At 66.6% G+C, this 15,021-nt stretch carries 17 protein-coding genes; 12 read left to right on the top strand and 5 right to left on the bottom strand.

Annotated features, from left to right (window positions below; all coding sequences use genetic code 11):
* Positions 1–136 precede the first annotated feature (136 nt).
* Positions 137–349 carry a hypothetical protein gene (locus DCM80_RS16455; protein ID WP_257192660.1) on the bottom strand — a complete coding sequence of 71 codons (213 nt, stop codon included), beginning with the start codon at positions 347–349 and terminating at the stop codon, positions 137–139.
* A gap of 210 nt (positions 350–559) precedes the next feature.
* On the opposite strand from DCM80_RS16455, the gene DCM80_RS16460 reads away from it, so the two are divergent.
* Together DCM80_RS16460 and DCM80_RS16465 are read left to right on the top strand one after the other, a co-directional pair.
* Positions 560–1,063 (top strand): hypothetical protein, encoded by a 504-nt coding sequence (locus tag DCM80_RS16460; protein ID WP_257176453.1) that lies wholly within the window; start codon positions 560–562, stop codon positions 1,061–1,063.
* Positions 1,064–1,073: 10 nt separating this feature from the next.
* Positions 1,074–2,084, top strand: a complete 1,011-nt coding sequence (locus DCM80_RS16465; RefSeq protein WP_257192661.1) for an AraC family transcriptional regulator — start codon at positions 1,074–1,076, stop codon at positions 2,082–2,084.
* Between the two features lies 1 nt (position 2,085).
* On the opposite strand, the gene DCM80_RS16470 is transcribed toward DCM80_RS16465, so the two are convergent.
* Positions 2,086–2,841, bottom strand: coding sequence for a 16S rRNA (uracil(1498)-N(3))-methyltransferase (locus DCM80_RS16470; protein WP_257192662.1), 756 nt, complete (start codon positions 2,839–2,841; stop codon positions 2,086–2,088).
* Between the two features lie 210 nt (positions 2,842–3,051).
* On the opposite strand from DCM80_RS16470, the gene DCM80_RS16475 reads away from it, so the two are divergent.
* The gene (locus DCM80_RS16475) at positions 3,052–3,705 is read left to right on the top strand and encodes a hypothetical protein (RefSeq protein WP_257192663.1); all 654 of its coding nucleotides are present in this window, start codon (positions 3,052–3,054) and stop codon (positions 3,703–3,705) included.
* Positions 3,702–4,634, top strand: coding sequence for a 4-hydroxybenzoate octaprenyltransferase (gene ubiA, locus DCM80_RS16480; RefSeq protein ID WP_257192664.1), 933 nt, complete (start codon positions 3,702–3,704; stop codon positions 4,632–4,634). The genes DCM80_RS16475 and ubiA overlap by 4 nt, the downstream gene beginning before the upstream one ends.
* Positions 4,635–5,033: 399 nt before the next feature.
* Here ubiA and DCM80_RS16485 read toward each other — a convergent pair whose 3' ends face one another.
* Positions 5,034–5,552 (bottom strand): DUF6101 family protein, encoded by a 519-nt coding sequence (locus tag DCM80_RS16485; RefSeq protein WP_257192665.1) that lies wholly within the window; start codon positions 5,550–5,552, stop codon positions 5,034–5,036.
* 265 nt (positions 5,553–5,817) lie between these two features.
* Between DCM80_RS16485 and DCM80_RS16490 the strand changes: the two genes are divergently transcribed.
* The 6 genes from DCM80_RS16490 to lpxK all read left to right on the top strand — a co-directional run bounded on the left by DCM80_RS16490 (position 5,818) and on the right by lpxK (position 11,357).
* Positions 5,818–7,206, top strand: a complete 1,389-nt coding sequence (locus tag DCM80_RS16490; protein ID WP_257192666.1) for a TldD/PmbA family protein — start codon at positions 5,818–5,820, stop codon at positions 7,204–7,206.
* A complete protein-coding gene (locus DCM80_RS16495) occupies positions 7,193–8,002 on the top strand; it encodes a 3'(2'),5'-bisphosphate nucleotidase CysQ (protein ID WP_257192667.1) in 810 nt (269 codons plus the stop codon). Before DCM80_RS16490 ends, DCM80_RS16495 begins: the two co-directional genes overlap by 14 nt.
* Positions 8,003–8,080: 78 nt before the next feature.
* Positions 8,081–8,323: a DUF4170 domain-containing protein gene (locus DCM80_RS16500; protein ID WP_257192669.1), complete on the top strand. Its 243-nt coding sequence runs from the start codon at positions 8,081–8,083 to the stop codon at positions 8,321–8,323.
* Entirely contained in the window at positions 8,320–9,039 is a 720-nt protein-coding gene (locus tag DCM80_RS16505; protein ID WP_257192670.1) for a lysophospholipid acyltransferase family protein, read from the top strand. Before DCM80_RS16500 ends, DCM80_RS16505 begins: the two co-directional genes overlap by 4 nt.
* Complete coding sequence (locus DCM80_RS16510) at positions 9,002–10,348, top strand: 3-deoxy-D-manno-octulosonic acid transferase (RefSeq protein WP_257192671.1); 1,347 nt, start codon at positions 9,002–9,004, stop codon at positions 10,346–10,348. Before DCM80_RS16505 ends, DCM80_RS16510 begins: the two co-directional genes overlap by 38 nt.
* The gene (gene lpxK, locus DCM80_RS16515) at positions 10,341–11,357 is read left to right on the top strand and encodes a tetraacyldisaccharide 4'-kinase (protein WP_257192672.1); all 1,017 of its coding nucleotides are present in this window, start codon (positions 10,341–10,343) and stop codon (positions 11,355–11,357) included. Before DCM80_RS16510 ends, lpxK begins: the two co-directional genes overlap by 8 nt.
* Positions 11,358–11,556: 199 nt before the next feature.
* Here the strand turns inward: lpxK and DCM80_RS16520 are convergent, their stop codons facing one another.
* A complete protein-coding gene (locus DCM80_RS16520) occupies positions 11,557–11,787 on the bottom strand; it encodes a DUF2093 domain-containing protein (RefSeq protein WP_257192674.1) in 231 nt (76 codons plus the stop codon).
* Between the two features lie 196 nt (positions 11,788–11,983).
* Between DCM80_RS16520 and DCM80_RS16525 the strand changes: the two genes are divergently transcribed.
* Positions 11,984–12,811 (top strand): dienelactone hydrolase family protein, encoded by an 828-nt coding sequence (locus DCM80_RS16525; protein ID WP_257192676.1) that lies wholly within the window; start codon positions 11,984–11,986, stop codon positions 12,809–12,811.
* Between the two features lie 48 nt (positions 12,812–12,859).
* Complete coding sequence (locus DCM80_RS16530; protein WP_257192678.1) at positions 12,860–13,006, top strand: hypothetical protein; 147 nt, start codon at positions 12,860–12,862, stop codon at positions 13,004–13,006.
* Between the two features lie 154 nt (positions 13,007–13,160).
* On the opposite strand, the gene xseA is transcribed toward DCM80_RS16530, so the two are convergent.
* Entirely contained in the window at positions 13,161–14,783 is a 1,623-nt protein-coding gene (xseA, locus tag DCM80_RS16535) for an exodeoxyribonuclease VII large subunit (protein WP_257192680.1), read from the bottom strand.
* Between the last annotated feature and the right edge of the window lie 238 nt (positions 14,784–15,021).

The raw sequence follows: 15,021 nt of genomic DNA on the forward strand, positions 1-15,021 counted from the left end.
ACCTCCAAAGGATCAATCGCTTAACGAGTTTGGCGCGAAGCAGGCCGGTTGGTCAGGTCCGCAAAGAAGGTCTGCTTTCCATTCGACTTGAGTAATATAATACCGCAGCTCCTTTGTTGCGGCTGGCGAGCCGGCGTCATTCAGTCGGCCGAGCGACGTCTCTGACCGGCTCCGAGGCATCGGTCGCGGCAACGGCTGGTGTGGCCGCAGCGGACGGGGCTTCCTGAGCCAGCCGCTCTGCGCATTCGAGTACCTTCTGTCGTCTGCCGGAGTCGGTGAGGCGGAGAAAGGCTCTGATGAGGCGCAGCTCCTCGTACCGGCTCGCGTCCGGCACGACATCGTCATTCATCGCCATCTCTCTCCCATCGCGATCGTCACCTCGATGTGACCCGCGCTCTTCGCGAACGCATCGACGCACGATGGATCGATGCGGCCGACGCTCCGGCGTCACATTGAGAAACTGAGAACCGCTGGCAAGCCGCCGCATACTCATTTTGGGTATGGCGGGTGATCCGTTCGCCGCAGCCATCGTTTACAAGACAAATGCTGGTTTCGATTCATGCGCAATACTTCAGACATTATCCGGACGGTCTCGCGACACACGCTGGCCTACATGCTGTTCTCGATGAGCGAGCTGTTCCGGCACTATGACGAATTCGATCCGCTGGACCTTCTGATCATTCATGCGGTCCTGAACGCGAACGTCATTCATGTGATGAACGATCCGGTGCTGGACGAGAGGTTCTCCAGCATCCACGCGGTCGAGCCGGACGTGATCAAGCAAGGCGTCTCCCGTGCGGCACTGTCGCGCTTCCTCAGCCTGCCGCTCGAGACGGTTCGCCGCCGCGTCACGGGATTGAAGCGGCGAAAGATCCTCGAAGAGACCAAAGCCGGACTCATCGTGACCGAGCAGAACGCGTTCAGGTTCGGAAACAACCACGAACTGCAGAAGACCAACATGCTGCTGCTGACCAAGCTGCTGCGCGATCTCAGGCGTGCCGGCATCAACGGGCCGGATGATCTGCGCGCTTCCAAGGCGGCCGCGGCAAGGAAAGCAAAGTAAGCGGCACAACATGAATCAGGGCGATATCGATATCGCGCGCAAAGGAGCGGAAACGCCGGCGGGCAGCCGCTCGACATCCTTCCAGCGTCTCAAGCCCTCGTCGGCCCTCGAGCTGCGAGCCTATGACATCGACCATTTCGGCGAAACGGAGAGATATGCCGGCGCGTCCAGCATGCCCTTGTCGCCGGGAGCGACGGCCATCATGCGTGCGCGGCTCGACTTGCCGAGCCTGACCCTGTCCCTGGTGAAGACCTTTCCGCGGATCATTCGCGGCTATCAATTGACGAATGCCGCCGTCGTCGTGGTGCCGATGGATCACGTCACCTCGGCCCGTATCAACGGGCAATCGATAGGGCATTCCGTCGTGGTTCTGAGAGGCGTCTCCGATTGCCTGGTGCACGAGCCGGAGGGCCGGCTGATAGCCGTCGTGTCTTTTACCCCGCCCCGGCGCGAGCCCTGGACGCAACTGGGTGACGGCTACCATCTGGTGAACCCGGCCTCGGACGTCCTTGCCTCGTTGCGTCGTCTGGTCTGCGTCACGCTCGAAATCGCAGCGCATGATCCGGACTTTCTCAACGAGCCGATGTCGCTGACCGCCGTCGAGCAATCTCTGCTCAGCACGATGGAAGCTGCGCTGAGCAGCAGCGCAAAGGACAGACCCGTTTCGTCCACGACGGATGGCTATCGGCGCATCGTCGCAGACATGGAACGGCTGATCCGGCAGGATCTGACGATCTGGCACAAGACGCCCGAACTCGCGGAGCAGGTGGGCGTCTCCGTCCGCACGCTCCAGAGCGCGACCCAGGCCATCTGCGGCCTCAGCCCGCATCGCTATAGCCGGGTTCTGCGCCTCTGGTCGGTGCGCAAGCAGCTGGGCAACGGCGGGGGGCACCGCAGTGTGAAGGCCTGCGCGATTGCGCACGGCTTCGGGCATCTGGGCGAGTTCGCGGCGAGTTACAAGGCAGCCTTCGGAGAGCTGCCATCCGAGACCCTGCGTCGCGCCGTGCGGGACACGATCTAGGTTAGCCCCCTTTACTGCCCCAATCGCCCAATACCGCCTGGACCAGCGCCAGCGCCGCCACGGCGGCGGTGTCGGCCCGCATGATCCGGGGGCCGAGGGCGAGCCGGAGGATCTTGGGCTGCCGCAGCAGCAGGGCCCGCTCGTCCTCGGCAAAGCCGCCTTCCGGGCCGATCAGGACGTCGATACCTTGTCCGGCCGCGCGCACGGCTTGCAGGCTCTGAACCGGGTCTTCGACCTCCGCTGCCTCGTCGCAGAAGATCAGGAGGCGGTCGGCCGGGCGCTGGCTGAGGAAGCGCTCCAGGGCCACCGGTTCTGCGACGCTGGCGATGCTCAGGATGCCGCACTGCTCGGCTGCCTCGACGACATTGGCCCGCATCCGCTCGGTGTTGACGCGGGAGGCCTGGGTGAACCGTGTCAGAACCGGATGCAGCGCGGCGGCGCCCATCTCGATGGCCTTCTGGACCATGTAGTCGAGCCGGGCGTGCTTCAGCGGGGCGAAGACGTAGGCGAGGTCGGCAAGCCGGTCCTGGGGCCGGGTCTGCTGGAGGACGACGAGGCCGTCCGGCCGCTTGCGGCCTTCAATGGCGGCCTGCCACTCGCCGTCCCGGCCGTTGAACGCCAAGACCTCGGCCCCGGCGGAAAGCCGCAGCACGTTGCCGAGATAATTGCTCTGGTCGCGGTCGAGCGCGACCCTGGCGTCCTGGGCAAGGGGGGCATCGACGAACAGGCGGGGGGCTCGAAAATCGTGGGAGGGCATCGTTCAAAAGTCCAATTTGGCGCCGTTATTAACCGAAAGCGGCCATTTCGGGGGTAAATATTGCCAAGCAGCCGCGTCGGTGCGCCGCGCTCTTGCCCTATTCGGCGGGTTGTTAAGCGCCGGCGGGAATCGTAAAATCGCGAGCACGCTGGTTGCGCTTCGATTGGAAGACGCTGGACCCCGTAAGCTCCTGCCGGAGAGATTTTCTTGATGATCCGTCATTTGATGGTTCCGATCGCAGCCGCCATGGTCACCATGGGCGCCTCTTGTGCCTATGCGCAAAGCGCGTTCCCGGCTCCCCTGCCCAACCAGGCCCCCGCCAGTTCACCGTTTCCGCCGGTGAACGGTGCGGCGCCGACCGCGTCGGTCGGTACGACTCCGCAATCGTCATTTCCCGTGAACGGCGCGGCGCCGATCGGTGGCGCCGGTGCCTTCGGCGCGGCTCCGCCGACGCAAGCCGGTCCCGGCGAGGATTGCATGAAGGCCTTCATGCCCCTGCGCGAAGAAGCCGAGAAGCGCGGCAAGCTGATCAAGGCCGCGAGCGACCGTCACGCGCCGCCTGACGAGGCCTGCAAGCTGATCCGCAATTTCAGCCAGGCCGAGAGCAAGATGATCAAGTACATCGAGACTCACGCCGCCAAATGCGGAATTCCGGCGCAGGTCGGCGCGCAGATGAAGGATGGCCACAAGAACACCGAGGCCATGGCCAACAAGGTCTGCAACGTCGCGCAGCAACAGCAGGCGCGCCCGGCAGGCCCGTCGCTGAGCGAGGTGCTGGGGTCGGCCTCGGCGCCCGAGGCCAATGCCGGCAAGAAGGGCGGCAGCACCTTCGACACGCTCAACGGCAACGTCCTCACCCGATGAGCGACGCGTCCGCCCGCGTTGCCGATTCCACCGGCAACTGGGTCGATACGCTCGCGCCGCCTTGGGCACGGCCTTACCTCCGCTTGTCCCGCTTCGATCGTCCGATCGGCTCCTGGCTGCTGCTGATGCCATGCTGGTGGTCGGCGGCGCTCGCGAGCGGCATGGCGCATGACGTCCGCGGACTGCCGCTCACCATCGTGCTGTTCTTCATCGGCGCCTTCGTGATGCGCGGCGCGGGCTGCACCTGGAATGACATCACCGACCGCGATCTCGACGACAAGGTCGAGCGCACCCGCTCGCGGCCGCTGCCGTCGGGGCAGGTGAGCACGAAGCAGGCGCTGGCCTTCATGGTCCTGCAGGCGCTGGTCGGTCTCGTGGTGCTGCTGCAGTTCAACCGCTTCGCGATCGCGACCGGCATCGCATCGCTCCTGATCGTCGCGATCTATCCCTTCATGAAGCGGATCACCTGGTGGCCGCAGATCGTGCTCGGGCTTGCCTTCTCCTGGGGCGCGCTGATGGGGTTTGCCGTCACCTTCGGCCGCATCGACGTCACTGCGCTGGTGCTCTATGCCGGCGCGATCTCCTGGGTGATCGGCTATGACACGGTCTACGCGCATCAGGACGCCGAAGACGACGCGCTGATCGGCATCAAGTCGACCGCACGCCTGTTCGGCGCGCATACGCACCAGGCGCTGATCCTGTTCTACGGGCTGTCGGTGATGCTGATCGGCGTCGCGCTCGCCTCGGCCGATGCGCTCTGGCCGGCCTGGCTCGGCCTCGCCGCCTTCGCCGCGCATCTGGCGTGGCAGATCGTGCGCCTGCGGATCGAGGATCCGGAATTGTGTTTGCGCCTGTTCAAGTCGAACAAGCATGCGGGCTTGCTGCTGTTCGCGGGATTGCTCGCGGACGCGGTGATGCGGTCGGCGTAAATTCGTAGATTCCATGGGCGGTGAGCGTGGCCTTTCCGGTAGGTTTGGGTTTCCACACTCGAACCCACGGAGAGTCAGATGCAAGCATCGACAGCCACGCTCACCACCGACCATAATGGCACAATTTTCAGGTGATGCAGTGAGCTGCATAAATCTTCGGAAGCCAATCCTCGCCCGGATCACGGTCGTCGCGCTGCGCTACGCATGGCTCCGCGCGCCGCCCTCGCACCGTGCCAAACTCACTCAAGCCAATCGATAGGCCTTGACTCACAAATCCCCATATGAGGGTGGGCAAAGGCGCATTTGCGCCGTGCCCACGATCTCTCGATGATTGAAAAAGAAGGTGGGCACGCTTGCGCTTTGCCCACCCTACGGCACCTACGGCACCGTGATTGCCGCCTAATTCCGCGCGATGATCTCGCGCTCTTCGCGATGCACGGGCAACTCGCGCGCCATCGCAACACGGCGACGCATCAGGAATTTCGGACGACGGGCGCGGATCGCGTTGGCGCGGCGGCGGCGGGCTGCGGGCTTGCGGGCGCCCTCGTCGAGCTGGGGCAGCGCGAAGATTTCGCTCCAGACCGCCCAGGCTTCCGCGAGTTCTTCGCCATCGGCCCCGACCAGCAGCGGCACGGACAGCGAGGGATCGCGATGCACCAGCACGAGGGCCTGGGCCTCGTCGTTGCCGCGCAGCGCGACGCCGGTGAAGTCGCTGACGCGAACATTGATCGCCATCTGCATGCCGCGGACGGCACGGCGCAGCACGACACGTTCGCGATGAAGCTCGATCTGCCTCGTATATCCGTCGGCGCGCGGGTCGTGCGCATCGAAGCGGACCGGAAGGGAAAGAGGGTCGAGCCGCAGCGAGCGGCTCGACCCGGCGGGGTGGGCCCCGCATGTTGCTGTTTGACGCCTCACGGCTCTAGTTCTCCCCGCCGGGATTATGTTCCCGGTCGATGCGAGGACCTTAGCGCGCGCTCTTCCGAAACCGCTTAAAAAGGCTGGTTAACCCACCGTCACTGCTCCTCATGATTGACAAGACCTTGGCGCGCATGATTGACGAGACGTTGCGCCGACGGTGCGAATCTGAGCTTTTGGCGGGCTGAAAATGCTTGAAGTCCGCGCGATCAGGGCACATCTGTGGGTTCCGGTCCCCGCACCCCGCCCCAACAGGATTTCGTTCGTGAACTCTTCACCGTCCGCAAGCTCGACCACAGCCCATCGCGACCTGTTCGATCAGTCCGCGCTCTCCGATCTCGCGCAGCGGCTGGTCGAGGCGGCCAGGCGCGCGGGCGCGGATGCGGCCGATGCGGTCGCGGTGCGCGGCGTCTCGCAAGGCGTCGAGGTGCGCGACGGACGCGTCGAGGAATCCGAGCGGTCGGAGGGCGACGATGTCGGCCTGCGGGTGCTGGTCGGCCAGCGCCAGGCGGTGGTCTCGACCAACGACGTCAGCGGCGATGCCGTGACCAAGCTTGCCGAACGCGCGGTCGCGATGGCGCGCGTCGCGCCCGACGACAAATATGTCGGCCTCGCCGATCCCGCGCTGCTCGCGCGCGATTTCCCCGATCTCGACCTGCTCGATCCCGGCGTGCCCGCAACCAGCGAGCTCGAGCGCCGCGCGCTCGCGGCCGAAGCCGCGGCGCTCGCGGTGAAGGGCGTGACAAAATCCGGCGGCGCCTCGGCTTCGGCCGGCATCGGCGGCATGGTGCTCGTCACCTCGACCGGCTTCCACGGCTCCTACCTGCGCTCCAGCCAGGGCATCTCGGCCACCGCCATCTCGGGCGAGGGCACCGGCATGGAGCGCGACTACGACTTCACCTCGGCGCCGCATGCCGCCGATCTGTTGTCGCCGGAAGCCGTCGGCCGTTCCGCCGGAGAGCGCACCGTGGCGCGCTCCAATCCGCGCAAGGTCGAAACCTGCAAGGTCCCCGTCGTGTTCGATCCGCGCGTTGCCGGCTCGCTGGTCGGTCATCTCGTCGGCGCCATCAACGGCGCCTCGATCGCGCGCAAGACCAGCTTCCTGAAGGACAAGCTCGGCCAGCAGCTGTTCGCCAACAACATCCGCATCATCGACGATCCCCTGCGCAAGCGCGGCCTGCGCTCGCAGACCTTCGACGCCGAGGGCGTCGCGGTGAAGAGAACCGCGCTGGTCGACGAGGGCGTGCTGACGACCTGGCTGCTCGATTGCGCCACCGCGCGCGAGCTCGGCCTCGTCACCACCGGCCACGCCCATCGCGGCGTCTCCTCCTCGCCGTCGCCCGGACCGTACAATCTGCATCTCGAGCCCGGCACGCCGAGCCCGGCCGAGCTGATCTCCGACATCAGCCAAGGTTTCTACGTCACCGATCTGATCGGCTCCGGCGTCAACGGCGTGACCGGCGATTACAGCCGCGGCGCTTCCGGCTTCTGGATCGAGAACGGCGAGATCACCTATCCCGTCAGCGAAGTCACCATCGCCGGCCATCTGTTCGAGATCTTCAAGTCGATGCAGCCCGCGAACAATCTCGAATTCCGCTACGGCATCAATGCGCCGACGGTGCGCATCGAGGGTTTGACGCTTGGCGGACGCTGACGCGAACGACACGATCCTGACGCGCGACGCGGCGCTGCTGCAGGACGCGGTGCGGGAAGCTGGCACGCTGGCGCAGTCGATGTTCCGGACCGAGCTGAAGAAGTGGACCAAGGGCGCCTCCTCGCCGGTGTCGGAGGCCGACATCGCCGTCAACGATCTGCTCGAAACGCGCTTGCGCAGCGCGACGCCGGATTATGGCTGGCTGTCCGAGGAGAGCGCCGATGACGCTGACCGGCTGTCGCGACGGCTGACCTGGATCGTCGATCCCATCGACGGCACCCGCAACTATCTCGGCGGCCATGACGAATGGTGCGTCAGCGTCGCACTGGTCGCGGATGCTGCACCGGTGCTTGCCGCGGTGTTCGCGCCGACGACCGGCGAGTTCTTCTTCGCCGTGCGAGGCCAGGGCACGACGCTCAACGACAAGCCGGTGCGGGCGAGCTCCGGAGCCGAACTGGATTTCGCCCGCGTCGCGGGGCCGAAGCCGCTGGTCGAGCGGCTGAAGCCGTCGCTCGGCGAGATCAAGCTGCATCCGCGAATCGGCTCGCTGGCGTTGCGGCTGTGCCGGGTCGCCCATGGCGCGCTGGATGCGGCTTTTGCGGGGGGCAACAGCCACGATTGGGACCTTGCGGCGGCCGATTTGATCGTGCAGGAAGCCGATGGTAGGATGAGCGACCTCTCCGGAGAACCCATCCTCTATAACCGCCGGGAAGTGGCGCACGGGGTGCTGGTGGCAGCGGGACGCGATCGTCATGCGGGCATTGTCGCGCATTTTCGAAGCCGCCCCCTGGCCTGAAGCGCTCGTCGTCGTGCCTGTCAAACACTGTGCTTGTCGAACACTGCTTTGCCGGGCAGCCCGTTAGGAACAGAACTGATGCCAGATAGTGCCCCGCAGCAATTGCTTCACCTCGTCATCGGCGGCGAGCTCGTCGATCTCGAGCAGAATGTCTTCAAGAATCTCGACGACGTCGAGATCGTCGGCCTCTATCCGAATTACGCGAGCGCCCACGCCGCCTGGCGGGCCAAGGCGCAGTCGACGGTCGACAACGCGCAGATGCGCTATTTCATCGTCCATCTCCATCGGCTGCTCGACCCGAATCAAGAACCGGCACGTTGAAGAGACTGCTTCGCAATACGCTGCGGAGCAGCTGGTTTCAGCGTGCCGTCGGGGTTCTGGCGGCCGAATATCTGCGCCTGGTCTGGCGGACCAACAAGTTCACGCTGGATCCGCCCGACGTCTATGAACGCGTCGAGCCGCAGCTCCCGGCGATCTTCGCCTTCTGGCACGGCCAGCATTTCCTCACGCCCTTCATCAAGAACCAGAACAAGGCCTCCTATCGCGCCAAGGTCCTGATCTCCCGTCACCGCGACGGCGAGTTCAACGCCATCGCGGTGGAGCGGCTCGGCATCGGCCTGATCCGCGGTTCCGGCGATCATGGCGGCGCCTTCCACCGCAAGGGCGGAGTCGGCGCCTTCAAGGAAATGGTGCGGACGCTCCAGGACGGTTGTAATGTCGCGCTGACTGCCGATGTCCCCAAGCGCGCCCGCGTGGCCGGGCTCGGAATCATCATGCTGGCACGGGAATCGGGGCGGCCGATCATGCCTTTCGCGATGGCGACGAGCCGCTTCATCCGGCTGAAGAACTGGGACCGCACCACCATCAACCTGCCGTTCGGGCGCGGCGCCCTGGTCGGCATCAAGGAAATCCACGTTCCCGCAGATGCCGACGCCGCCACGATGGAAGCGTTGCGGCTGGAGCTGGAAGAGACGTTGAACGAGGCGACCCGCCGCGCCTATGCGCAGCTCGGCCGCCCGGGGCCGCAAGATGGCTAAATCGCTGCCCATTGCGCTGCCGATGACGTTGCGGATGTATCGGCGCCTGGCCGCGGGTCTGGTGCCGCTTGCGCCTGTGCTGATCAAGCGGCGGCTGAGGCAAGGCAAGGAAGACCCCGCGCGCGTCGGCGAGCGGCGCGGCATCTCACGCGACGTGCGGCCGCATGGCCCGCTGGTCTGGATCCACGGCGCCAGCGTCGGCGAGGTGCTGGCCGCGGCGGCGCTGATCGAGCGTTTGCGCGATCTCAACCTGCGCATCCTGCTCACCTCGGGCACCGTCACCTCGGCTGCCGTGGTCGCAAAGCGCTTTCCGCCCGATGTCATCCATCAATACGTGCCGTATGATTCGCCGCGCTACGTCGCGCGCTTCCTCGACCATTGGAAGCCGTCGCTGGCCTTGTTCACCGAATCCGATCTGTGGCCGAACCTGATCCTGGCCGGGGCGGCGCGCCGCGTGCCGATGGTGCTGATCAACGGCCGGATGTCGCCGCGCTCCTTCCCGCGCTGGCAGCGCATGCACGGCACCATCTCGGCGCTGCTGTCGCGGTTCGACATTTGCCTGGCGCAGTCGAAGATCGATGCCGAGCGCTTCTCCGCGCTGGGCGGCCGCGATGTCGTCACCACGGGCAATCTCAAGCTCGACGTGCCGGCGCCGCCGGCCGATCCCGCCAGGCTCGAGCGGCTGATGGCGATGACGCGCGGCCGGCCGATCATCGTCGCGGCTTCGACCCATCCGGGCGAGGACGAGATGCTGGTCGCGGCGCATCGCAGCCTGGTCGGCTTCTTCCCGCAGCTCCTCACCGTGATCGTGCCGCGGCATCCCGATCGCGGCTCTTCGATCGCCGGCCTGGTCACGGCCTCGGGCCTGACGCCGGCGTTGCGCTCGCGCGAGGAGCTGCCGACCGCGACCACCGACATCTATGTCGCCGACACCATGGGCGAGCTCGGCCTGTTCTACCGCCTCTCGCCGATCGTGTTCATGGGCGGATCGCTGATCCGCCACGGCGGGCAGAATCCGATCGAGGCGATCAAGCTCGGCGCCGCCGTCATCCATGGTCCGCACGTCTTCAACTTCGCCGAATTGTTTGAGACGCTCGATGCGAGCGGCGCGGCGCGGCAGGCCGATACGCAGGAGGCGCTGGTCAAGCAGCTCGGCCTGCTGCTGGCCGAGCCCACCGTCCGCGAGAAGATGCAGCGCGCCGGCGCCGGTGTGGTCGAGCAGCTCGGCGGCGCGCTGGATCGCACCATGACGGCGCTCGAGCCCTATCTGCTGCAATTGCGGATCGAGATGGGGGCCGCCAATGCGTGAGCCGGCCTTCTGGTACCGGCCACGTTCTCTTGCTTCATATGCGTTATGGCCGCTCGGGGCGCTCTATGGCACGATCGCCGAATGGCGCATGCTGCGCCAGAGCACCGACGCCGGCATTCCCGTGATCTGCGTCGGCAATTACCATGTCGGCGGCGCCGGCAAGACCCCGACCGTGCTGGCGCTGACGAAGCTGCTGCGCGCGCTCGGCGAGACGCCGGTGGTGCTCAGCCGCGGCTATGGCGGGCGCCTGAAAGGCCCCGTCATGGTCGACCGCGCCCGCCACAATGCGGCCGATGTCGGCGACGAGCCCTTGATGATGGCGCGCGACGTCCCGGTCGCGGTCGCGCGCGACCGCCTCGACGGTGTCGCGCTGGCGAAGTCGCAAGGCGCCACCATGATCCTGATGGACGACGGTTTTCAGAACCCGCGCCTGCTCAAGGACGCCTCGCTGATCGTGATCGACAGTGAGCGCGGCCTCGGCAATGGCGAGGTGTTTCCCGCCGGTCCCTTGCGCGCGCCGCTGCAGGCCCAGCTTGCGCGCACCGACGCGCTGGTGCTGATCGGCGACGGCCGTGCCGCCAACGACGTCGCCGCCGAGCTCGCCAAGCGCAACAAGCCCGAGCTGCGCGCGCGGCTGAAGCCGGATCCGGCTTCGCTCGCGCGGCTGCACGGAGGGAAGGTATTCGCCTTCGCCGGCATCGGCGATCCCGAACGCTTCTTCCGCACCCTCCGCGCCTGCGGCATCGAGGTCGCGCGCACGCGCGCCTTCGCCGATCATCACATGTTCTCGGGCGAGGAGATCGCAGCTCTCGCGGCGGAGGCCCGGCGCGAGCAGCTCACGCTGGTGACGACGGAGAAGGACCTCGCACGCCTCTATGGCAGCGAGGGCGTGCCTGACGACATCGTGGCGTTCGCCGTCACTCTCGAGTTCGACGATCCCGCCAAGCTGCGGAAATTGATCGGCGACCATCTCTACAAGGCGCGCGAGCGACGGTTTTCGCGGCGCTGATGATCTCGTAGGGTGGGCAAAGGCGCAACGCGCCGTGCCCACGATCTGCTGCGTTCGGAGACAGGTGGTGGGCACGCTGCGCTTTGCCCACCCTACGCCACTGCACTACCCACCATTCAGCCGACATTCATCGCAATCCTTCTATCGATCTTCCGACGAGGAGAGTTCGATGAGTTTGCCGTCAGCCGTCGCTGCGAGATCACGATTCCTGCGGTTTCGGCGCGCCGGGAAAATACCGCTGCAGGACGGCGGCGGGCGTGGCGTAGGCCTCCTGCAGGTCGACGCTCCAGTACTTCAGCTCGTCGAGCGGGATCCGGACGTCGGTGATCGCGCAGCGCACGAAGGTCCCCGGCGAGATCACGCGGAAATCGCCGTCGAGATATTGCACCTGCGCTTCGCCATGGCCCGAGGGGCCGAACTTGTTCAGCACGGTCGAAAGTCTCCGTGGAAGGCCGCTCGCAAAGGAAACCCCTGGAGGGCACGATGTGTTGGCCGGGATGTAGCATAGATAGGGCGGCTTGTCCGCCCGGTAAACCCACCGGCTTGTGATGTTTTGCCGCCGCTCCCGCGTGATCATGCCTTCCGCGAAGCAGCGCTGGTTCCGGCACCTCCGACGGCAGAGTCCGATGCGCCTTCGATTGACCGCCCTGTTCGCGATGCTGCTGATCTCGGCCGCGCGTGCTGCCCCGGCGCCGCTAGCAGTCGAGATTCCGCTGGCGTCAGGCATCCTCCATGCGCAGCTCTACAAGCCCGACGGCGCAGGCCCGTTTCCGACCGTGATCGCGCTGCATGGCTGTGGTGGGCTCAGTGGCCATTCCGACTCCGTCCTGCCGCGCTATCGCGACTGGGCCGAGCGTCTGCTCAAAGCCGGTAACGCCGTGCTGTGGCCCGACAGCTACGGCTCGCGCGAGCTCGGGCCGCAATGCCGCGTCAAGGAGATGCACGTCAAGGCGCGGCGTGAGCGCGTCGGCGACATCGCGGCGGCGCGGGCCTGGCTGATGAAGCAGAGTTGGGTGGCGCGCGACCGCGTCAGCCTGATGGGCTGGGCCAATGGCGCCAGCGCGCTGCTCTGGGCCGTGCGTCCGCAGAGTGCCGCGCGGGACCTGGGTCCGGATTTGGGTCCGGATTTCCGTGCCGCGATCGCGTTCTATCCCGACTGCCGGATCTCCGCCGGCCTCGGCTGGAGCACGCGGGTGCCCACACTGGTGCTGATCGGCGCCGATGACGACGTCTCGTCTCCGCCCGCCTGCCGCCAGATGGTCGAAGGCGCGCATGGCCGCAGCGCGCTCGCGCGCATCGTGGTCTATCCCGGCGCCGATCACGATTTCGACCGCGCCACCACGCCGCTGCACGCCAGCAACGATGCCGCAGCAATCGGGCGCGGCCATCCCGGCATGGAGGCACAAGCGCGCGCGGAGTCGCAGAAGGACGTCGTGAAGTGGCTGGCGCGGTAGCCGATGAAGCGCCTTGGTTCGGCCACGATATCGATTCAACGCAATGCCATGCGCAACCGCATCACCCTGCTCTCGGCATTCGCCGTCTTCACCGTCGCGCTCTGCCTCTACGAAGCCCACCCCGGCGCTCCCTTGCGCGCGCCGGACCATTGCGGCTTCTGGACCACGATCGACGCGGGATTGTCGTGTCGCTGAAGGCGCGGCTCGTCGTACATACTCGCTGTCATCGTCCGCGAAGGCGGACGATCCAGTACGCCGAGACGTCTGTGAGTCACCGCGAAGCCACGGCGTACTGGATTCCCCGCCTACGCGGGGAATGACATTGAGGGTGGAGCGCCGCCGTCGTGCCTCAGAACAAACTGCCCTGATCCACCGGCTTGGCCACGCGCCTCGGCGCGGGCTTGGCATCCTGCGCGGCCGACTTTGGCTGCGCCGGCGCGCGTTTTGCTGCTGGCGCCGGGCGATCCGCATCCGCGGTCGCGCCGACGCGGCCATCGGCGAACTCGATCTCGACGCGCGCGCCTGGACCGATCGCATCGGCCGCATGCACGGGATGGCCGGCCTCGTCGCGCACCAGCGCAAAGCCGCGCGCGAGCACGCTGCGGTAGGACAGCGCGGAGAGCAGCTTGCCGCTGTTCTCGACGCGGGCCTCCAGCCGCTGCATCAGCGTGACGAGCGCGCGGCCGGCGCGCTCGCCAAGGCGATGCGTGCGCTCGCGCTGGCGGGCAATGGCGTTGCGCTGCGCCTGCGCATTGGAGAGTTTTGAAGCGCGCAGGCGAATCTGGAGCCCGGCAAAGCGGTCGCGCCGCTGCCGCAGCAGCGAGCGCGCGGACAGGCCGAGCCGTTCGCCGCACACTGTCAGGCGATGGTCGGCCTGTGCGATCTGGCCGTGCAGCACCCGCAGCGTCAGCTTTGAGCTGGCCGCGGTGAACCTGCGGAAATGCGCGTGCGTGTTGGCCTTGAGACAGCGGGGCAGGGAGGCGCCCGCCGCATCCAGCCGTTGCCGGGGAATGGCGAGCAGATCGCCGGCCGCCGGCAGCGCGCGCACGGCGGCGCGCAGCTCGCTGCGGCGGCTTTCCTGGGCGCGTAGCCAATAGGCGCGGGTGCGGCGGCCGAGATCGGCGACCTCGACGAACAGATCGCTGCGCACCGGCACCGCCATCTCGGCCGCCGCCGTCGGCGTCGGCGCGCGCTTGTCGGCGACGAAGTCGATCAGCGTGATGTCGGTCTCGTGCCCCACCGCCGAGATCAGCGGGATCATGCTTTCGCTTGCTGCCCGCACCACGATCTCCTCGTTGAACGACCAGAGATCCTCAAGCGAGCCGCCGCCGCGCGCGACGATCAGCACGTCGGGCCGCGGAATCTTGCCGCCCTCGGGCAGCGCGTTGAAGCCGCGGATCGCCGCGGCGACCTGTTCGGCCGAGCCTTCGCCCTGCACCTTCACCGGCCACACCAGCACGCGGCGGGGGAAGCGGTCCTCCAGCCGGTGCAGGATGTCGCGGATCACGGCGCCGGTCGGCGAGGTCACGACGCCGATCACCTCCGGCAGCCAGGGCAGCAGCTGCTTGCGCGCCTCGTCGAACAGGCCTTCGGCGGCAAGCTTCTTCTTGCGCTCCTCCATCAGCGCCATCAGCGCGCCGATGCCGGCCGGCTCCAGCGCCTCGATCACGATCTGGTATTTCGAGGAGCCCGGATAGGTCGTCAGCTTGCCGGTGGCGATCACCTCGAGCCCCTCCTGGGGCTTGAAGCGCATCCGGCCGTGCACGCCCTTCCAGATCACCGCCTCGATCTTGGCGCTCTCGTCCTTGAGCGCGAAATAGCAATGGCCGGAGGAATGGGCGCCGCGAAAGCCGGAGATCTCGCCGCGGACCCGGACGTGACCGTAGGTGTCCTCCACCGTCCGCTTCAGGGACTGGGAGAGCTCGGAGACGGTGAATTCAAAGGCGTTGTTGAGTTGTTCCGCAGGCGGCATTGAGCAAACGATTCGGTGTTTCGGGGTCGAGGGGCGACGTTAAGGATTTTCGCCAGCCAGCGCCAGCCTCCGCCGTCATTCCGGGGCGCGCCCTCCTGGGCGCGAGCTATGGTGCGCACTTGCGCACCTGAGAATCCATCCCACCGCCGACGCTGCGGCACAATGGATTCTCGCACGTGCGCAAGTGCGCCCATAGTTCGTGCTGCGCGCGCCCCTCAAAATGCGATCTCAAGTGAGG

The sequence above is a fragment of the Bradyrhizobium sp. WBOS08 genome, from assembly GCF_024585125.1.
In the GTDB taxonomy this organism is placed as follows: domain Bacteria; phylum Pseudomonadota; class Alphaproteobacteria; order Rhizobiales; family Xanthobacteraceae; genus Bradyrhizobium; species Bradyrhizobium japonicum_B.